The following is a 19,122-nucleotide window of genomic DNA, read 5'->3' on the forward strand; positions in this document are numbered from 1 at the left end:
CTCGCGCCCATCGATTCCGATGAGCGCGAACGCGGCCCGTTGTCATGGTCCCGCCTTCTTCCCGATCGCTCACTTCGCGGCGGGAGCCGTGGCGCGTTCGAAAAGGTCGGCCAGCTCCCGGCCGTAGCGGTCGATGTCGAGCGTGGGATCCGCCTTGAACTGGGCCGCGACGCCGTCGATCGCCTGGGCGATGGACATCGCCATCACGTCCGGGGCGAAGTCGCCGAAGGCGCCCTCGGCCTGGCCCTGCTTCAGCTGCCGGTACACGGCCCCCACCCGGAGGTCGTTCAGTACCGGCCCGGCCATCGTCCAGCCGTCCTCGTCCTCGGCGTTCGCCGTCATCTCGGTCAGTACCCGCACGCAGTCCGGGTAGTCGCGCAGGAACGCCACCGAGGTCTCGATGTGCGCCCGCAGGTTCCCGGCGCGGTCCGCGGCGCCGACCCGGCCTTCGGTCCGCTCCGCGAGGAAGTTGGTCTTCGTCTCGATCACTGTGCTCAGCACCGCCTGCATCAGCCCGGCCTTGCTGGTGAAGTGGTACGAGATGAGCCGGGTGCTGCTGAGCCCGGCACGCTCCTTGATACGGGCGAACGTCGTCTTCCGGTACCCGACCTGGGCCATCGTCGCGATCGTGGCTCCGATGATCTGCGCTCGGCGGGCGGCCTCGGTCACCGAGAGGCCCAGTTCCGCCTGCGTGTCCGTGTTTACTTGCATGAGTAAAAATTAACACAGCTGAGTAAAACTGTCCAGTATCGGCCCGCCACCCGTCCGCTGCCCGATCGCTCGTACGGCGAACGGACTAAAGCCTCAAGACGAACTTGAGGCCAGCCGCGCGTCGCGTTGACCGGCACCTTGCATGCGCTTACCGTCAAAGGCGGTAAATCGCCACGATGTGATTCGACGCGACGCGATGTTTCGCGGGCGCGGGGTTCGTGGCGGTTCATCCCGGCCGGTCCACTCCTGGGTCCGACCGGCTTGTCGTTCGCCGGCCGCCAGGTCGGGCGAGGGGAGGCACGCGTGGTCGAGGCTGGTCCTGAGAAACAGCCTGTTCAGGTCGCCGGCGGTGAGCAGGGCGAACTGTTCCCCGACGCCTCGCTCCCGGACGAACTGGTCGGCTACCGGGGCCCCGCCGCCTGTCAGATCGCCGGGATCACCTACCGGCAGCTCGACTACTGGGCCAGGACGAAGCTGGTGGCGCCGAGCATCCGCACCGCCCACGGTTCGGGTTCGCAGCGGCTGTACTCGTTCAAGGACATCCTCGTCCTGAAGGTCGTGAAGCGTTTACTGGACACCGGGGTCTCGCTGCAGAACATCCGGGTCGCGGTCGACCACCTGCGGGTCCGCGGAGTGCGTGATCTGGCGAAGGTGACCCTGTTCTCCGACGGCACCACGGTCTACGAGTGCACCTCGCCGGAGGAGATCGTCGATCTGCTCCAGGGCGGCCAGGGCGTCTTCGGCATCGCGGTCAGCGGTGCCATGCAGGAGATCAGCGGCACGATCCACGAGTTCCCCGCCGAGCGCGCCGACGGCGGCGAGATCGAGCCGATGGTCCCCGACGAGCTGACACAGCGGCGCAACGCGCGTCGCACCGGGTGATCACGACCCCCGGGTGACGGCAGGGTAGGCTCTGTCCCGCGGTCGACGAATCCGCGCGGGAGAGTCCGAGCCGTCAACAACCTTGAGCTCGGCGCCGAAGGAGCAAGTCCTCCCCGGAACCTCTCAGGCACCCTGGACCGCGCGGACGAGACGCCTCTGGAAAGTGGGTCACCAGGACACAGCCTGGTGACTCCGCCGAAGGTGCAAGCCCGGCTCAACACACGGGTGAAACTCTCAGGCGCCTGCGGGCACGGACAGAGTGGGGAGGAGTTCTTCGGGGTTGGGCGAGCCCTGCTCGCGGCACGCGCTCGCCGGACCCCTCCGGAGTATCTTGTGGGGAGCGACCCCCACACCCCCGCCAGTGGGGGTTGGGCGAGCCCTGCTCGCGGCACGCGCTCGCCTGAACCCTCCGGAGTGTCTTGTGGGGGTGCAACCCCCACACCCCGCCCGGCGGGCTTCGCCCCCGGACCCCCGCCGTGGTCGCCTTCCTGCCGGTCCTGCGTCTTCAGGAGGCCAACCGTGGTCACCTTCAGTTCTAGAGTCTGGTTGGGCAGGCACGGCCTTTCGGAGGAGGCAGCCATGGAACCGTCGCTTGCCGAGCTGGAGGCTGGAATTCCCTTCGCTGACCGGCACATCGGGCCCGGTCCCGAAGAACTCGCCCATATCCTTGACGTGGTGGGCGTGGCCTCGCTCGACGAGCTCGCCGAACGCGCCGTTCCCGCCTCTTTGCGGGACTCGGCTCGGCCTCCGGAGCTGCCGCCCGCCGCGACCGAAAGCCAGGCACTGGCCGAACTCCGCGCACTCGCCGCGCGCAACCGGCCGATGATCCAGATGATCGGCCTCGGCTACCACGACACCGTCACGCCGCCGGTGATCCGCCGGAACCTCTTCGAGAATCCCGCCTGGTACACCGCCTACACGCCCTATCAGCCCGAGATCTCCCAGGGCAGGCTGGAAGCGCTGCTCAACTTCCAGACGATGATCGCGGACCTCACCGGGCTGCCCGTCGCCAACGCGTCGCTGCTCGACGAGGCGACCGCCGCGGCGGAGGCGATGACGCTGGTCCGCCGCGCCGGGAACCCGCGGTCCGCCCGCTTCGTCGTCGACGAGGACACGCTGCCCCAGACCATCGCGGTGCTGCGTACCCGCGCCGAGCCGCTCGGTATCGAGCTGGTGGTCGCCGACCTCTCCCAGGGCATCACCGGCCTCGGCCTCGGCGGGGACTTCTTCGGGATCCTGCTGAGCTGTCCCGGCGCCTCGGGCGCGGTGCGCGAGCTGGCGCCGGTGATCGCCGAGGCGAAAGCGCTCGGCGCCGCCGTGGTCGTGGCCGCCGACCCGCTCGCACTGACCCTCCTGCCCCCGCCGGGGGAACTCGGCGCCGACGTCGCGATCGGCTCGGTGCAGCGCTTCGGCGTCCCGATGGGCTTCGGCGGGCCGCACGCCGCGTACCTCGCCGTGCGCGCCGGGCTGGAGCGGCAGCTGCCGGGCAGGCTCGTCGGCGTCTCGGTGGACGCCGACGGCGCGCGGGCCTACCGGCTGGCGTTGCAGACCCGCGAACAGCACATCCGGCGGGAGAAGGCGACGTCGAACATCTGCACCGCACAGGTGCTGCTCGCGGTGATGGCCTCGATGTACGCGGTCCACCACGGTCCGGACGGACTGCGGGCGATCGCGCGCCGCGCGCACCGGATGGCGACGGTGTTCGCCGCCGGGCTCGCCGAAGGCGGCGTGGAGATGCGTCACGGCGAGTTCTTCGACACCGTGATCGCGGTCGTGCCCGGCCGTGCCGCGGCGGTCGTGGCGGCGGCTCGTGACCTCGGGGTCAACCTCCGGCTGGTGGACGCCGACCACGTCGGCGTCGCCTGCGACGAGACCACGACCCGTGAACGGCTTTCGCTGGTGTGGAAGGCTTTCGGCGTCAGTGTGTCCGATGTGGACTCGCTGGACGCGGACACCGCGGACGCGCTGCCCGTGCCGCTGCGGCGGACGGGGGACTACCTGACCCACCCGGTGTTCCACGCGTACCGTTCGGAAACCGCGTTGCTGCGCTACCTGCGGACGCTGGCGGACCGGGACGTGGCGCTTGACCGGAGCATGATCCCGCTCGGGTCCTGCACCATGAAGCTCAACGCCGCCGCGGAGATGGAACCGGTGAGCTGGCCGGAGTTCGCCGGCCTGCACCCGTTCGCGCCCGCCGGGGACGCCGCCGGGCTGCTGTCCGTGGTGTCCGATGTGGAGGGCTGGCTCGCCGCGATCACCGGCTACGACGCGGTGTCGTTGCAGCCGAACGCGGGCAGCCAGGGTGAGTTCGCGGGGCTGCTGGCGATCCGGGCCTATCACCGCTCACGGGGTGAGGGCGCCCGCGAGGTCTGCCTGATCCCGGCCAGCGCGCACGGCACCAACGCGGCCAGCGCGGTGCTGGCCGGGATGCGGGTGGTGGTCGTGCGCTGCGACGAGCGCGGCGACATCGACCTCGCGCATCTTCGGTCCACTGTGGACGAGCACGCGGCGGACCTCGCGGCGATCATGATCACCTACCCGTCCACGCACGGCGTCTACGAGGACACCGTCGGCGAGGTCTGCGCAGTGGTGCACGACGCGGGCGGCCAGGTGTACGTGGACGGGGCGAACCTCAACGCACTCATCGGGCTGGCGCAATTCGGCCGGTTCGGCGCGGACGTCTCGCATCTCAACCTGCACAAGACCTTCTGCATCCCGCACGGCGGAGGCGGGCCGGGCGTCGGCCCGATCGGCGTGCGGGCACACCTCGCGCCGTTCCTGCCGAACCACCCGCTGCAGCCCGCCGCCGGTCCGGCCACCGGGATCGGCCCGGTCAGCGCGGCACCGTGGGGCAGCGCGTCGATCCTGCCGATCACGTGGGCCTACGTGCGGATGATGGGCGGCGAGGGCCTGCGCCGCGCCACCCTGACCGCGGTGGCCACCGCGAACTACGTCGCCCGCCGTCTCGGCGCGCACTACCCGGTGCTCTACGCGGGACACGACGGGCTCGTCGCCCACGAGTGCATCCTCGACCTGCGCGGGATCACGAAACGCACCGGTGTCACGGTGGACGACGTCGCGAAGCGGCTCGCGGACTACGGCCTGCACGCGCCGACGATGTCCTTCCCGGTCGCGGGCACCCTGATGGTTGAGCCCACCGAGAGCGAGGACCTCGGCGAACTCGACCGGTTCTGCGCCGCGATGATCGCGATCCGCGGCGAGATCGACCGGGTGGCGGCGGGGGAGTGGCCCCTGGAGGACAGCCCGCTCCGCAACGCCCCGCACACCGCCCGCTGTGTCACCGGCGAGTGGAACCGCCCGTATTCCCGTGAGCTGGCGGTGTTCCCCGCCGGCCACCCGGCCACGAAGGTGTGGCCACCGGTGCGCCGCATCGACGGCGCGGCCGGTGACCGTAACCTCGTCTGCTCCTGCCCACCCCCGGACGCCTTCGCGGACTGACCGCGAGTTCGTCAGCCGGGCTGCTTGTCCAGGAAGCCGTACACCTTCGCGATCCGGCCACCCGTCAGCTCGACGACGTCGAATCCGATGACCACCGGCTCCTCGGCGCCGGGTGCGCCGAGGTACCACTGGAACCGGGCGAGGTCGTGGTGCGCGTCGGCCTCGGCGGGCAGGCTGAACACCAGCCCGGCGAACTGCGCCTGCGCCCCGCCGATGAAGCCGTCGATGCCGTCGTGGCCCTCCACCGCGGCCAGCGGGTCGGTGTAGCGGGCGTCCTCGGTGAAGACCTCGGCGACCAGCGCACGCCGGGCGGCGGCGTCGGTTTCGTTCCACACGGCGATGTACTGCTCGACGACGCGCTGGACGTCCGACATGGGATCCCTCTTTTCGTTACCGGACAACGCTTTCGTCGTCCTCGATGACGCAAAGCCTGCCCGGTGCGGGTGCGGCGCGTCGATTACCCGGGAGGTAATGGCGGCGCCGCGGCCCGCCCCGTAGCGTCGGCGCCGTGACTACTCCCGTGAAGGTGGGCGAGCTGCTGCGGCAGTGGCGGGACCGCCGCCGCGTCAGCCAGCTCGACCTGGCGATCTCGGCGGACATCTCGACCCGTCATCTGAGCTTCGTGGAAACGGGCCGATCCCGGCCGAGCCGCGACATGGTGCTGCGGCTCGGCGAGCATCTCGACGTACCGCTGCGGGAACGCAACCAGCTGCTGCTGGCGGCCGGATACGCGCCCGTGTACGGCGAGAGCGAACTCGGTGACCCCGACCTGGCGGCGGTCCGCGAAGCGGTCCGGCTGCTGCTGAAGGGGCACGAGCCCTACCCGGCCGCGGTCCTGGACCGGACGTGGAACCTCGTGGACGCGAACGCGAGCCTGGGGATCTTCACCGACCGGGTGGCGCCCGAACTGCTGGCGCCGCCGGTGAACGTGCTGCGGGCGACGCTGCACCCGGACGGGATGGCGCCGTACGTGCTCAACCTGGGGGAGTGGCGGGCCCATCTGCTGGGCAGGCTGCGCGGGCAGGTCACGCGGACGGCCGACCCGGCCCTCGCCGATCTGCTGGCGGAGCTGAACGGCTACCCGTGCGAGCAGCCCGCGCCCGAGGTGGAGGTGCCCGGTCCCGGCGACATCTTCGTCCCGCTGCGTTTCCGCCACCGGGACACCGAGCTGACCTTCTTCAGCACCGTGGCCACCTTCGGCACACCGCTGGACGTGACCGTCGCGGAACTGGTCATCGAGTCCTTCTTCCCGGCGAATCCGGCCACCACGGCATATCTGCGCGACCAGGCCGGCGACGGAGTGGGATGATCGGGCCCGGAAGTCCGTGCGGCACGCGATGCCGCCGCATCCGACGACGCAGTGAGGAACAGCCCTTCATGGCCATGCCGCCCCTGCTCACCCTGACCGACGACGTCCGCATCCCGCAGCTCGGTTTCGGTGTCTGGCGGGTTCCTGCCGCGGACACCACGAAGGTGGTCCGCACCGCGATCGAGGCCGGTTACCGCAGCATCGACACCGCCGCGGCCTACGGCAACGAGGCCGAGGTCGGCGCCGCCATCGCCGACTGCGGTCTGCCCCGGGAGGACCTGTTCGTCACCACGAAGCTGTGGAACGCCGACCACGGCTACGACGCGGCCCTGCGCGGGTTCGACCGGAGCATGGCCGCGCTCGGGCTGGACCGGCTCGACCTCTACCTCATCCACTGGCCGTTGCCGAAACGCGGCACCGCGGTGGAGACCTGGCGGGCGCTGGTGAAACTGCGCGACGACGGCCGCGTCCGCGCGATCGGCGTGTCGAACTTCCAGGTCCCGCACCTGCGGGAGCTGATCGGCGAAACCGGCGTGGTGCCCTCGGTCAACCAGATCGAGTTGCATCCCTGGCTCCAGCAGACCCCGCTGCGGGAGTTCCACGCCGAGCACGGCATCGTGACCGAGGCGTGGAGCCCGCTGGCGAAGGGACGGCTGCTGGGGGAGCAGCCGGTCGCCGCGCTCGCGGCGAAGTACGGCAAGAGCCCGGCCCAGATCGTGCTGCGCTGGCATCTGCAGCTGGGCACCGTGGTCATCCCGAAGTCGGCCACCCCGGCGCGGATCCGGGAGAACCTGAACGTTTTCGACTTCGAACTGGCCGAGGACGACCTCGCGGTGCTCGGCGAACTCGACGACGGCACCCGGACCGGCCCCGATCCGGAGACCTTCGACCTGACCTCGGCGCTGGGCGAGGTCAGGCGGCCTTGATGCCCGCGGCCGCGAAGTCGGCCTGCTGCGCGGGCTGCTTGAGGTACTCGCGGAAGGTCTGCGCGGCGCGCTGCTGGATGTCGTCGGCGGCCTTGCCGCCCAGGCAGATGAACGGGTAGTCGGCCGAGCGGGCGGTCGCCACGGACTGCGCGGGCGAGCTGACGAGCTCGGGCTTGGCGGTGGTCAGCTCGCCGACCCAGTAGGTCGATTCGGGCAGCCAGGCCGAGGGCAGACCGCCGATCGCGTCGACGTTGGTCCGGCCGGTCAGCGCGTCGAGCACCTGCGCGGAGGGCATAGGCTCGACGGAGACGCGGATACAGCGGCCGTGGACGTTGGTGCCCGCCTGGTTCCACCGCGTCGCGGCCTGGGTCACCGGCTGGGCGGCGCTCGGGGTGACCAGGACACGAAGATCCGAGGTCCCGCCGGCGCAGCTGGCCGCCTCGGCCTCCGCTCTGCTGTTGAGCACGCTGTCGGCCCAGTTCCAGCCGAACACGCCGAGGCCGACGAGGGCGGCCAGGACGACGGCGACGATCGGCCACTTCGCGACGCGGCGGCGGGGTGCCTTCTTGCCGACGATGCGGTGCGAACCGGTGGTCTCGCTGCGGCCGGCGGTTGGCTTCGGCGGGTCCAGGGGATGCGGCACCGGCTCCTCGGGCAGGCTGTGACGCCCCATCGTTGTCCTTTCGAAACGCGCGTTCACGCGCAGCTACGCAACCAAAACGTTATCACTCTAACAGGTGAGCTGTGAGGCGGGAATAATGTGACTCACAGTTTGTTACGGCGCACAGAATTCACCTTGACGAACCGAGCAACTCCTCGCAGTGCGCGATCAAGCGGATACGTAGCGGCGCCGCCCGCCGGGCGAATTCCGCCTGCGCACGGGCGTATTCGGCCCGTCCCTCGGCGGTCTCGATCCGCACCGGCGAGTACCCGAACCCGGAAAGGTCGTACGGGCTGGCGCGCATGTCCAGTTCCCTGATCTCGGCGGCGAGCACGAAACAGTCGGCGATCAGTTCCGCTTCCACGAACGGGTCCAGTTTGTACGCCCATTTGAACAGATCCATGTTCGCGTGCAGGCAGCCCGGCTGTTCGAGGTCGACCTGGGTCTCCCGCGTGGGCGTCAGCCCGTTGCGGGGGCGCGCGGGCCCGGTGAAGAACCGGAACGCGTCGAAGTGCCCGCACCGGATGTCGAGCGACTCCACGACCGTGTCCGTCCCCGCCGAGCCGAGGCGCAGGGGCAGCTGGGCGTGCCGGACCGTCTCGGCGGGCTCGCGATAGACCATCGCCCACTCGTGCAGGCCGAAACAGCTCAGCCGGGGCGCGCGGCCGGCGGTCGCGGTGAGCAGCTGACGGACGAACTTCGCGGTCCGCGCCTTCCCCTCGGTGAACCCCGACGGGTCGAGACACACGCCGTCGGCGGTTTCCAGATAACCCTTGCGGTCGAGGAACCGCCGCGCCGGGGCCCCGGCGAGCACCACCCCGGGACCCGGCTGCCAGCGTTCGAGATGGGTCGGGCGGTAGGAGTAGTAGCTGAACAGGAAGTCCAGCACCGGATGCTTCTCGCCACGCGCGCGGCGCTCCTGGTGCGGGACCGTCCAGGCCCGCACACGTTCGACGTGGTCACGCTCCCGGGCCAGCCAGTCCGCCTCCGGGAGCACCCGCGTCATACGCCCACGTGGGTGCCGTCGCGGACGGTCCCCACGTATTCCTCGACGAGGTCCTCCAGCGCCACGACGCCCACCGGGGCGCCACTCGCGTCGAGCGCGCGGGCGAGGTGGCTGCCCTCCGCGCGCATCGCCGAGAGCGCCACGTCGAGCCGCGCGTCGGCGCGCAGCTCGGTGAGCTGCCGGGTCTTGGCCGGGGGCACCACACTCGACGGGTCGTCGCCGAGCAGGTCCAGCACGTCCTTGACGTGGATGTACCCGGTGAGCGAGCCGTCGTCGGCGCACACCGGGAACCGGGAGAACCCGGTCGAGGACACCGCGCGCTCCACGTCACCGAGGGTCGGACCACAGGGCAGCGTGGTGAGCCGCGCGGTCGGCACCAGGACGTCGGCGACGGTCTTCTGTACCGACGACAGCGTCTGTGAGAGCCGCTGGTGCTCGGACTGCTTCAGCAGGCCTTCCCGCCGGGACTCGCTCAGTACCTCGGCCAGCTCGTCGGAGGTGTAGGCGGTCTCCAGCTCGTCCTTCGGCTCGACCCGCACCAGCCGCAGCAGGGCGTTGGAGACGTGGTTCAGCAGCCAGATGAACGGATTGGCGACCTTCACCCACGCCACGTGCACCGGCACCAGCCACAGCGCGAGCCGCTCCGGTTCGGCGATGGCGAGGTTCTTCGGCACCATCTCGCCGATCATCACGTGCAGCACGGTGATGAACGCCAGCGCGAGAGCGAACGAGATCGGGTGCAGCAGCGCCATCGGCAGGCCGATGAGGTCGAAGAACCCGGACAGCCGGTGCGCGACGGCGGGCTCGCCGAGCCGGCCGAGCAGCAGCGAGCAGATCGTGATCCCCAGCTGCGCGCCCGCGAGCATCTGCGAGACGTTGCGGCTGGCGTTGATCACCGTCCGCGCCCGCGTCTTGCCCTGGTCGAGCAGGGCCTCCAGCCGGTCGCGTCGCGACGAGATCAGGGTGAACTCGGCGCCGACGAAGAACGCGTTGGCCAGCAACAGGACTACCACGAGGGCGATGTTCAGCCAATCGCTCATCGCGCCATCGCCTCCTGACCGGCTCCGGCTTCGGCGGGCGCGGTGTCTTCGGCCGGGCACACCTCGACCTCGGCGATGCGATGACGGTCCATGGTCGTGACGGTGAGCCGCCAGCCGTCGACCTCGACGGTGTCGCCCGGCGCCGGGATCCGGCCGAGCCGTTCGAGGATGAGCCCGGCGATCGTCTCGTAGTCGCCGTCGGGCATGCGGAACCCGGTCACGTCGGTGACCTCGTCCGCGCGCAGCTGCCCGGACACCATCCAGCTGTCGGTTCCCAGCCGCTGCGCGGCCGGTGCTTCCCGCTCGTCGTGTTCGTCGCGGACGTCGCCGATGATCTCCTCGACGACGTCCTCCAGCGTGACCAGCCCGGCCGTGCCGCCGTACTCGTCGACCACGATCGCGAGCTGGAAACGGGAGTCGCGGAGCTTCGTCAGGAGCGCGTCGCCGGACAGCGACTCCGGCACCGTCGGCACGTCCTGCATGACCGCGCCGATCCGCACCGTGCCGCGTTCGGCGGCGGGCACGGTGAACGCCTGCTTGACGTGCACCGCGCCCTGTACGTCGTCGAGATCCTCGGTGTAGACCGGAAAACGGGAGAACCCGGTGCGGCGGGAGATCTCGATGAGGTCGGTGATCGTGTCGTCCACGGTCAGCGACTCGGCCTGCACTCGCGGGGTCATCAGCTCCTCGGCGGTCCGCTCACCGAAGCGCAGCGACTTGCCGAGCAGCTCCGCGGTGGCGGTGTCGAGCGTGCCGCTTTCGGCGCTGGACCGCACGATCGAGCCCAGCTCCTGCGGCGAGCGCGCGGACCGCAGTTCCTCCTGCGGCTCGACGCCGAACTTGCGCACCACGAAGTTGGCGCTGTTGTTCAGCAACGTGATGAGCCAGCGGAACAGCGACGAGAACCGCGAGTGGTACCCGGCGACCGCGCGGGCGGTCTGCAGCGGGCGCGCGATCGCGAGGTTCTTCGGGACCATCTCGCCGAGGATCATCGACAGCGACGTCGCGAGCACCAGCGAGACGGCGAGCGAAAGGCCGCCCGCGACACCCTCGGACAGGCCGAAGGCGCGGAACAGCGGCGCCAGCAGCTGGCCGATGAGCGGCTCGGCGAGGTACCCGGTGATCAGCGTGGTCAGCGTGATCGCGACCTGGGCCCCGGACAGCTGGAAGGACAGCGTGCGGTGCGCCTTCTGCACGATGTGCGAGCGCTTGTCGCCGACCTGGCGGACGTTCGCCTCGACCGTGCTCCGTTCGAGCGCGGTCAGCGAGAACTCCGCGGCCACGGCGAGACCGGTGCCGATGGTCAGCAGGACGAACAGGAGGACGCCGAGAACGGCGAGCAGGATCTGGATCATTCCGCACCAGCCGGAACGGCGGGGGAAGGCGCTATGGAACAGCCGGGCCGGTCACCCGGCTCGGTACTGTCACCGGGTGACTGTGCTTCGCGCACCTAAGTGGTCACTCCTAGCCATACTGTGTCGATACTTGAAGAGGGTTGTACTGCGGTGATGGCCCTATCTTAACGCGTCCTTGGCGCCGATCGGGTGCGCGCGCCGCGTGGTGGCGCTCTCCCGGTCAGCGCGGATCGCGGCCGAGCAGCGCGATCAGCCGGGTCGGCGCGCCGGCGGCGCGCCCGACCGGGACCGGCGGGTCGAAGATCCCGAGGCCCTGCCACGCGTCGACCATCGGGCGCGCGACGTCGAGCAGCCGCTGCGCGAGCGGGGCCGGGACGGGGTTCGGCAGGCCGAGCGCGGTGGCCAGGTCCCAGCCGTGTACCGCGAGGTCGATCGTCATCTGCCAGCCGTACTCCTCGGCCGGGATCAGACCGCTGGAGACGTGCACCGTCCGGCGCGGCGTCCCGGGCCGCAGCCACGCTTCGCGGGCGGCGGCCGAGGACGACTCCCACGCGCCGACCGGGTCGTCCCCGAGCACGTCGCCGTCGAAGCGGTCGCCGACCTCGTCGAGGGTGGCGCCATCGAGCAGGAGCGGCGCCCACAGCTGCTCGTTCACCAGGTGGTTGACCAGATCGCGGACCGACCACGCGGCGCAGGGAGTCGGTGCGTCCCAGGCCGGTCCGCCGGGCCCGACCGCGTGGACGGCGTCGTCGAACACCCGCCGGGCCCGCTCGTGCGCGTCGAGGAGATCCACGGGCCCCATTGAACACGACGCCGGACGAGGCGACCGGAGGAGGTGAGGTCAGCCGGGGTGCCCGGCGGTTCCGGCGCGGTGCCGCCGCACCGTCTCCTCGACCAGGTCGAGCACCGGGCCGAGGTCGTCGCCGGGCAGACCCATCGCCAGGTGGGAGACGAGGCCCTCCAGCACCAGTTCGAGGAACGCGGTCAGCACCTGGACGTCGACGTCGTCGCGCAGGTTGCCCGCGTCCCGCTGGCGCTGGAGCCGCTCCCTGGTCGCGGTGGTCAGCTGCTCGGAGCGCTCGGCCCAGCGGGCCCGGAACTCCGGATCCGTCCGCAGCCGCCGGGACACCTCCAGCCGGGTGCCGAGCCAGTCGGCCGGGTGCTCGCTGTCCCCGGCCAGCAGCTCGCGCATGACCTGGACGAGGCCCTGTTCGGCGACCACGTCGGCCATGCGCACGGCGTCGTCCTCGGCGAGGGCGAGGAACAGCGACTCCTTGTCGCGGAAGTGGTGGAAGATCGCGCCGCGGGAGAGCCCGGTGGCCTCCTCCAGGCGCCGGACCGTGGCGCCCTCGTACCCGTGCCGTGCGAAACACACACGGGAACCGTCGAGGATCTGGCGCCGTCGTGCGTCGAGGTGATCCTGGCTTACCCGTGGCATCCTGAAATCCTGACATCGCGGACCCGGGTATCGCAATCCGTACGTACGTCTTGTGACACCCGTCCTGTCCGCCGGCCGCGTCCGGCGGGAACCGTCCGGCCCTCACCCACGTCGGAGTGTCATCCGGCGTCTTGCTGACACGGCGTCGGCCACGTGGTTAGTCTTTGCACATCGTTTCCGGACAGTTTCCGGACATCGCGATGGGTGAGCCGCTGAGGAAGGTGGGGGCGTTGATCATCGGTGAGGCCGGGCTGGCCGCTCAGGCCGTCTGGGGCATCGGGGCCGCGCAGGACGGCAAGGTGTACGGGGGCGGTGGTTCCGGCAAGGGCGGGAAGTTCGAAATGGACCCCGCCGAGCTGAAGGCCGTGATCGGGCTGTGGGAGGACCAGCTCGCCAAGATCACCGAAGACGGCATGAAGATCCGCAACATCGCCCATGGCTTCCGGCCTCCTGGCCAGGACTCTGCGAGCGGGAGCTACGCGGTGACGGGGAGCGACTCCATCGCTGCCCTGCAGGCGCAGAACGACTCGATGAAGAAGTACGTCCAGGCCTACCTCGAGAAGCTCAGGGAAGCGCAGGCCAAGACCGTGAAGACCGACCAGGCGCTCGCCGGCCCGCTCACCCAGGCGACGTGATCGTGCGGACCTCGACGACCCGGCTGGCGCTGGGCATGGCCGCGGCGTCGTGCTGCCTCGGTCTTGCGGCCTGCTCGTCACAGACCCCGGGCACGGCGACGCCCGCGCCGGGCAACGGAAAACCTTCGTCCGCCGGTGCGGCGGATCCGAGGGCGCCGAAGGTGTCCCAGCCGCTCAGCGCGGCCAGCTACGAGGCCGATCCCTGCAAGACCGTGCCGTCGTCGCTGCTGTCATCGTTGCGCTACACCAACCCCGGCAAGGTGCAGCCTCACGACGATTCGCCTGAGGGGAAGGCCGGACCCGGCTGCGGCTGGATGGTCGGCGCGGAGGGGCTGAGCCTCCAGGTCACCCTGGAGACCGGCAACCGGGATATCGGCATGGGGGGCATCGCCGGGCAGTACACCGCTCAGCGGAGCGGGCAACTGGGGTTCATCGCCCCGGCTCCCGACGTCGACGGCTATCCGGCGGTATACGCCGATTTGAAGGATCGCCGGGCCGCGGGGGACTGCAGCCTCGTCGTCGGCATCGCCGACGACCTCGTCTTTTCGGTCGCCGCACAGGGTTACAAGGGCGAACAGGATTCGTGCGGCGTCGCACAACAGACCGCCACGGCGGTCGTCAAGACACTCAAGGGGGCCTGAGGTGGACGGCAAGGAGATCTACGAGAACTTCACCAAAGGGGACACCAAGGGGCTCCGGGCCGCCGCGGACGCCGTGGCCGATCTGTCCAGTTCGTACATGGAACGGGCGCAGAGCATCAAGGCGTTGCAGGACCGGATGAAGAAGGCGTGGACTGGAGACGCGGCCGACGCCGCGGGCGCGGGGGCGGGGCCGCTGGAACAGGCCTTCCAGGAGACCGCCGAGCCGCTGGACGTGACGAAGGCGTCGGTGGACACCCAGGCGAGCAGCTTCGACGCGTCCGGGCACGCGGTGGTGGAGGTGCCGCCGAAGCCGGACAAGCCGAATCCCTGGACCACCGGGTTGAAGGCGGCCATCCCGATCGCCGGGCCGTCGATGGCGATGAACGACGTCAAGTCGTATCAGCAGGGCATGCAGAAGTACAACGCGGCCAACGAGAACAACGTCCGCGTGATGGACCAGTACAGCAGCCTCACCTCGAGCACGAAGTCCGCGCTCCCGACCGACTACGGCGTCCTGCAGTCCGACGGCGCCGCGATCTCGGTGAAGGAGCCGACCCCGCCGGGGACCGTGCGGCCGCTGCCCGGCAAGACGACCGAGCGCACCCAGCACACCACGAACGAGCAGACGACGTCGAGCGGTCATACGCCGGGGCGGACCTCGGGGGACCAGATCGGCGGCAGGCCGACCACGCCGTCCGGCACGGACGGGCCAGGGGGCACCGACGGAACCGGGGGGCCGGGAGACACGCGCGGCGCCGGGCGTACCGGCGGCGGCCGGGACGAGACGACCACGCCGACGGGGAACCGGCCGGGACGGACCGGTGTACTGCCCCCGCCGCCGTTCGTGCCGGGCAGGCGGCCCTCGGGGGACCCGGCACGTCCCGAGCCCGTGGTGACCGGGCTGTACAACACCGGGAACCCTGCCGGAGAACCGAATCCCACTGGTTTCGGGCGCGGCGGGGAGGAACCGGGGAGCGGGCGCGGCGGCAACAACGCGGGCAGCCGCCTGCTCGGCGGTGACGGACGTGGTGGCGTCGGCGAGAACGCGCGAGGGCTGGGCGGCGGACGCGGTGTCGGCGCCGGCGGGGTCGGCAACGCGGCGGCCTCGGAGGCCGCCGCGGCCAGGGCCGCCGGTGGCCGGGGCAGCGGGCCGATGGGCCCGATGGGGGCGCACGGACGTGGCGGTGAACGCGAGGAAGACCAGGAACACCAGCGTCCCGACTTCCTGATCGAGCCGGACCCGGACGCGTTGTTCGGCACCGACCAGAAGACGAGCCCGCCGGTCATCGGCGAGTAGGAGGCGAGTGGTGGCGACGGGCCGGGTGGACGTGCCGGTCGAGGCGCTGGCGGCACTGGCCGAGCGCGAACAGATCGGCAGGCTGCACCTGACACTGCGGCCGGAGCCGAGCTGGCTGTCCGACGAGGCGCGGGCTGAGGCCGACAAGCGTGTCGACGCGGCGCTGGCCGAGGCGGGGCTGGTCGACGCGCGCGGCCGCGCGCTCGTCGACTTCCTGGACTGGCTGCCGTTGCTGGTGAACCCGGCGCGGGAGTGTTACGGCTGGGTCGGCGACGGCGACCGGACCTATGGCGTGCTGGCCGCGACCCGCGGGCTCCAGGCCGTGCTCGCGGTGTCCGACGGCGAATGGGTCGGCCTCCAGGAGATCGACCGGCGCCGACTGGCCGAGTCCCTCGTCGAACAACTCCCGCCGCTCGGTGCGGGCGGCGGGAATCCGCGCTCGGTAAGGGTTTCCGACATGCACGAGGCCGCCCGGCTCGGGCCGGACGCGTACCCGCTGGAGCCCGCGATCGCGGACGTCGTGAAGCTGGTGCAGCGGCCTGTCTCGGGCAGTGGCGAGCTTTACGCGGGGCAGCGGGACGAGGTCGGCCGGTACACCTGCACCGAGGAGCCGCTGCACTACGCGGACACGGACTGGGGCCGCTACTACAGCCACACCGTCGGTGAGGGGGACGACGCCGTGATCCACATCGGGCCCGCGGGCCCGCATGAGCTGGCCGGAAAGCTGCACGAACTCGCCCGGTCGCTGCCGGGCTGAGCGCGGCGGCGAAAAACCGGCGGCACGACACACTTCCGCTTGCCAGGATGGGCGGCGTGGACATCCGGGAATGCCGTGCCGACGACGTGCCGCTGCTCGAAACCCACCTTCCCTCGCCCGGCGCGAACCGGTACCACGAGGCCCGGTTCCGGCGGCAGGCCGAGCACACGAGCACCTTCCTGGTCGCCTGGGACGGCGCGCGGCCGGTGGGCGTCGGCGAGATCCGCTGGAACGGATGCGCCGCGGCCGAGGTGCGGGCGAGCCACCCCGGCTGTCCGGAGGTCAACGGCCTCGACGTCGCGGCGGACCGGCGCTCGCGGGGAATCGGGAGCGCGTTGCTGGCCGCCGCCGAGGCCCGCGCGCGGGACCGCGGACATCGCAGGCTGGGCCTCGGCGTCGACGACGACAACCCACGCGCCGCCGCGCTCTACCTCCGGCTCGGCTACCGGGAGACCGGCTGCCGCTACCTCGACCGATATTCCTATGTGGACGCCGACGGCTCCCGGCACGAGGTCGCCGACCCGGCCCGGTTCCTGGTCAAGGACCTCGGCTGAGCGCTTCGGCGGCGGGCGGTCTCCTCGCGCCAGAAAACCCGGTGGTGGGCGAGTTCGTTCGCACTACCATGACGGCGTTGTCCTCTTGGTGGAAGGAACAGGGGTGGCTGGGCTCTATCCCGAGATCGAGCCGTACGAGCACGGGATGCTCGACGTCGGCGACGGACATTCGGTGTACTGGGAGGTCTGCGGGAACCCGGCGGGCAAGCCGGCGGTGGTGGTGCACGGAGGTCCCGGCTCGGGGTGCTTCCCCGGCCTCCGGCGGTTCTTCGACCCGGCGCGTTATCGCATCGTGCTGTTCGACCAGCGTGGCTGTGGGCGCAGCACGCCGCACGCGAGCGAGCCGGACGCCGACCTGTCGGTGAACACGACCGACCACCTCCTGCGGGACATGGAGCTGCTGCGGGCTCATCTCGGCGTGGACAGGTGGCTCCTCTTCGGCGGGTCGTGGGGTTCGGTGCTCGGGCTCGTCTACGCCGAGCGGCATCCGGACCGGGTGAGCGAGATGGTGCTGACGGCACTGGCCGCCGGGCGCCAATGCGAGGTGGACCTCCTGATCCGCGGCCTCGGCCCGATGTTCCCCTCGGCCTTCGCCGAATTCCGCGACGGGGTACCCGAGCACGAGCGGGACGGCGATCTTTCCGCGGCCTACCACCGGCTCCTGATGGATCCGGATCCGGCGGTGCACCACGAGGCGGCGCGGCGGTGGTGCGCGTGGGAGGACGCCGTTCTGCCTGATGTGCCACCCGATGCCCGATTCGACGATCCGGGGTACCGGTTGGCGTTCGCGCGATTGGTGACGTACTACTTCAGCCACGGTTCCTGGCTCGAAGACAACGCGGTGCTCCGCGACGCGGGCAAGCTCGCCGCCGTGCCCGCCGTGCTGGTCCAGGGCGTGCTGGACCTGGGGAACCTGGCCGGAACCCCGTGGGAGCTGAACCACGCCTGGCCGGGCAGCGAGCTCGTGATGGTGGGCGGCGCCGGGCACACGGCCTCGACCGCGGACATCCGGGAACTGCTCGTCGGCGCGACCGATCGGTTCGCGGGTAGCTGAGAACGACGCTGTTTTTGTCGGACCCCGCGTGTAGCGTCCGAAGTCGAGGGGGCCCGAAGAGCGGGCTCCCAGACTGGACGGCGGATATGACAGCGCGCTCGAACACGGTGCACGATGACCCGGAGAAGTCCGGGAGCGCGTCGAACCTGACCGCGAAGGTCCTTTCCGATCGAGCGGCGGGTGAGGCGTACGTGGCCTCCGTGTGCTTCAAGCACGGGCCACCGAAACTCGTGGGCGTGGAGCTGGAGTTCACCGTGCACCATCGCGGTGACCCGGCCCGCCCGCTCGACCCCGATGCCCTGGCCACGGCGCTCGGCCCGCACACCCCGCGGACCCTGCGCCCCGACAGCCCCGCCTCCCCCCTCCCGGGTGGTTCGCCAGTGAGCCTCGAACCCGGGTGCCAGGTGGAGATCTCCACACTTCCCCAGGCCGGACTGCGTGAGCTCGACGCGGTCGTCTCGGCCGATCTTCGCCATCTGCGTTCCCTGCTCGCCCGCCAGGATCTGGAACTGGGCGAATCGGGTATCGACGCACACCGCCCTCCCCGGCGCGTTCTCAGCACTCCGCGGTACGCGGCGATGGAACGCCGGTTCGCCCCGATGGGCACGGGCGGGATCACGATGATGTGCAGCACCGCCGGGCTGCAGATCTGCGTCGACGCCGGGGAGACCTCGGGTTTCCCCGCCCGATGGGCCGCCGCGCACGCGATGGGCCCGCCGTTGCTGGCCGCGTTCGCCAACTCCCGGGTGCACGCGGGCCGGGAGACCGGGCACGCGTCGGCGCGCTGGCTCGCCGTGCTGGAGACCGAGCCGGTGCGTACCCGGTCCGCCGTGGTGGGCCCCGATCCCGCCGCGGCGTGGGCGGAACGCATGATGGACACGCCGTTGATGGTGCTGCCCAGGGAAAACCGGCCGTGGGACGCCCCGGAGGGGCTCACCTTCGGCGACTGGATCGAGGGCAGGGGCGCGGCCGCCGTGCTGCGCAGGCCGACGGTGGCGGATCTGGACTACCACCTCACCACGATGTTCACGCCGGTGCGCCCGCAGGGCTACCTGGAGCTGCGCTATCTCGACGCGCAGCCACCGGAGGCCTGGCTGCACCCGGTCGCGCTCGTCACCGCCCTGCTCACCCGTCCGTCCACAGTGGACAAGGTGCGGGAGCTCTGTGCCCCGGTCGAGGGGCGCTGGACGGACGCGGCGCGGGCCGGGCTGGCCGACGCGGACATCGCGGCCGTCGCGCGCGCGGTGGTGGAGCTCGGTTGTGCCGAGCTCGGTGTCACCGGACTGCCCGCGCACACCATCACGGAGATCAGCGAAAGCGTGCTCGCACGCGTGGACGGAGCGAGGAGTCAGCGGTCATGAGCGGTGTCATGTGCCACAAGGGATTCAGCACGGTCT

General features: G+C 71.0%; 19 protein-coding genes and 1 riboswitch. Of the genes, 11 read left to right on the plus strand and 8 right to left on the minus strand.

The window, feature by feature from the left end:
- Positions 1-69: 69 nt before the first annotated feature.
- Complete coding sequence (locus ABD987_RS14385) at positions 70-711, minus strand: TetR/AcrR family transcriptional regulator (RefSeq protein WP_345392111.1); 642 nt, start codon at positions 709-711, stop codon at positions 70-72.
- Positions 712-1,014: 303 nt separating this feature from the next.
- On the opposite strand from ABD987_RS14385, the gene ABD987_RS14390 reads away from it, so the two are divergent.
- A complete protein-coding gene (locus ABD987_RS14390; protein WP_345392114.1) occupies positions 1,015-1,593 on the plus strand; it encodes a MerR family transcriptional regulator in 579 nt (192 codons plus the stop codon).
- 46 nt (positions 1,594-1,639) lie between these two features.
- Positions 1,640-1,743, plus strand: a riboswitch (glycine riboswitch).
- Positions 1,744-2,172: 429 nt separating this feature from the next.
- A complete protein-coding gene (gcvP, locus tag ABD987_RS14395; protein WP_345392117.1) occupies positions 2,173-5,052 on the plus strand; it encodes an aminomethyl-transferring glycine dehydrogenase in 2,880 nt (959 codons plus the stop codon).
- Between the two features lie 11 nt (positions 5,053-5,063).
- On the opposite strand, the gene ABD987_RS14400 is transcribed toward gcvP, so the two are convergent.
- Positions 5,064-5,426: a nuclear transport factor 2 family protein gene (locus ABD987_RS14400; protein WP_345392120.1), complete on the minus strand. Its 363-nt coding sequence runs from the start codon at positions 5,424-5,426 to the stop codon at positions 5,064-5,066.
- Between the two features lie 134 nt (positions 5,427-5,560).
- On the opposite strand from ABD987_RS14400, the gene ABD987_RS14405 reads away from it, so the two are divergent.
- Both ABD987_RS14405 and ABD987_RS14410 read left to right on the plus strand, forming a co-directional pair.
- Complete coding sequence (locus ABD987_RS14405) at positions 5,561-6,361, plus strand: helix-turn-helix domain-containing protein (RefSeq protein ID WP_345392123.1); 801 nt, start codon at positions 5,561-5,563, stop codon at positions 6,359-6,361.
- A gap of 68 nt (positions 6,362-6,429) precedes the next feature.
- Positions 6,430-7,287 carry an aldo/keto reductase gene (locus ABD987_RS14410; RefSeq protein ID WP_345392126.1) on the plus strand — a complete coding sequence of 286 codons (858 nt, stop codon included), beginning with the start codon at positions 6,430-6,432 and terminating at the stop codon, positions 7,285-7,287.
- Here ABD987_RS14410 and ABD987_RS14415 read toward each other — a convergent pair.
- From ABD987_RS14415 to ABD987_RS14440, 6 genes are all read right to left on the minus strand, one after another.
- Entirely contained in the window at positions 7,274-7,960 is a 687-nt protein-coding gene (locus ABD987_RS14415) for a hypothetical protein (protein WP_345392129.1), read from the minus strand. The two genes, ABD987_RS14410 and ABD987_RS14415, sit on opposite strands and share 14 nt — an antisense overlap.
- A 118-nt stretch (positions 7,961-8,078) precedes the next feature.
- The gene (locus ABD987_RS14420) at positions 8,079-8,954 is read right to left on the minus strand and encodes a 3-methyladenine DNA glycosylase (RefSeq protein ID WP_345392132.1); all 876 of its coding nucleotides are present in this window, start codon (positions 8,952-8,954) and stop codon (positions 8,079-8,081) included.
- The gene (locus ABD987_RS14425) at positions 8,951-9,994 is read right to left on the minus strand and encodes a hemolysin family protein (RefSeq protein WP_345392135.1); all 1,044 of its coding nucleotides are present in this window, start codon (positions 9,992-9,994) and stop codon (positions 8,951-8,953) included. The genes ABD987_RS14420 and ABD987_RS14425 overlap by 4 nt, the downstream gene beginning before the upstream one ends.
- Positions 9,991-11,349 (minus strand): hemolysin family protein, encoded by a 1,359-nt coding sequence (locus ABD987_RS14430; protein ID WP_345392138.1) that lies wholly within the window; start codon positions 11,347-11,349, stop codon positions 9,991-9,993. Before ABD987_RS14430 ends, ABD987_RS14425 begins: the two co-directional genes overlap by 4 nt.
- 220 nt (positions 11,350-11,569) lie before the next feature.
- Positions 11,570-12,151 (minus strand): TIGR03086 family metal-binding protein, encoded by a 582-nt coding sequence (locus ABD987_RS14435; protein WP_425551081.1) that lies wholly within the window; start codon positions 12,149-12,151, stop codon positions 11,570-11,572.
- 39 nt (positions 12,152-12,190) lie between these two features.
- Positions 12,191-12,787 (minus strand): TetR/AcrR family transcriptional regulator, encoded by a 597-nt coding sequence (locus ABD987_RS14440; RefSeq protein ID WP_345392144.1) that lies wholly within the window; start codon positions 12,785-12,787, stop codon positions 12,191-12,193.
- Between the two features lie 230 nt (positions 12,788-13,017).
- Here ABD987_RS14440 and ABD987_RS14445 point away from each other — a divergent pair, with 230 nt between their 5' ends.
- The 7 genes from ABD987_RS14445 to ABD987_RS14475 all read left to right on the plus strand — a co-directional run bounded on the left by ABD987_RS14445 (position 13,018) and on the right by ABD987_RS14475 (position 19,086).
- Entirely contained in the window at positions 13,018-13,422 is a 405-nt protein-coding gene (locus ABD987_RS14445; RefSeq protein WP_345392147.1) for a hypothetical protein, read from the plus strand.
- Positions 13,419-14,063: a DUF3558 domain-containing protein gene (locus tag ABD987_RS14450; protein WP_345392150.1), complete on the plus strand. Its 645-nt coding sequence runs from the start codon at positions 13,419-13,421 to the stop codon at positions 14,061-14,063. Before ABD987_RS14445 ends, ABD987_RS14450 begins: the two co-directional genes overlap by 4 nt.
- Before the next feature lies 1 nt (position 14,064).
- A complete protein-coding gene (locus tag ABD987_RS14455; protein WP_345392153.1) occupies positions 14,065-15,360 on the plus strand; it encodes a WXG100 family type VII secretion target in 1,296 nt (431 codons plus the stop codon).
- Positions 15,361-15,385: 25 nt separating this feature from the next.
- Complete coding sequence (locus tag ABD987_RS14460; RefSeq protein WP_345393372.1) at positions 15,386-16,117, plus strand: ESX secretion-associated protein EspG; 732 nt, start codon at positions 15,386-15,388, stop codon at positions 16,115-16,117.
- A 56-nt stretch (positions 16,118-16,173) separates the two neighbouring features.
- Positions 16,174-16,671, plus strand: coding sequence for a GNAT family N-acetyltransferase (locus ABD987_RS14465; protein WP_345392156.1), 498 nt, complete (start codon positions 16,174-16,176; stop codon positions 16,669-16,671).
- A 103-nt stretch (positions 16,672-16,774) separates the two neighbouring features.
- The gene (pip, locus tag ABD987_RS14470) at positions 16,775-17,725 is read left to right on the plus strand and encodes a prolyl aminopeptidase (protein WP_345392159.1); all 951 of its coding nucleotides are present in this window, start codon (positions 16,775-16,777) and stop codon (positions 17,723-17,725) included.
- A gap of 86 nt (positions 17,726-17,811) precedes the next feature.
- Positions 17,812-19,086 carry a glutamate-cysteine ligase family protein gene (locus tag ABD987_RS14475; protein ID WP_345392162.1) on the plus strand — a complete coding sequence of 425 codons (1,275 nt, stop codon included), beginning with the start codon at positions 17,812-17,814 and terminating at the stop codon, positions 19,084-19,086.
- The last annotated feature ends 36 nt before the right edge of the window (positions 19,087-19,122 follow it).

This window comes from Amycolatopsis samaneae (genome assembly GCF_039541975.1).
GTDB classification, from domain to species: domain Bacteria; phylum Actinomycetota; class Actinomycetes; order Mycobacteriales; family Pseudonocardiaceae; genus Amycolatopsis; species Amycolatopsis samaneae.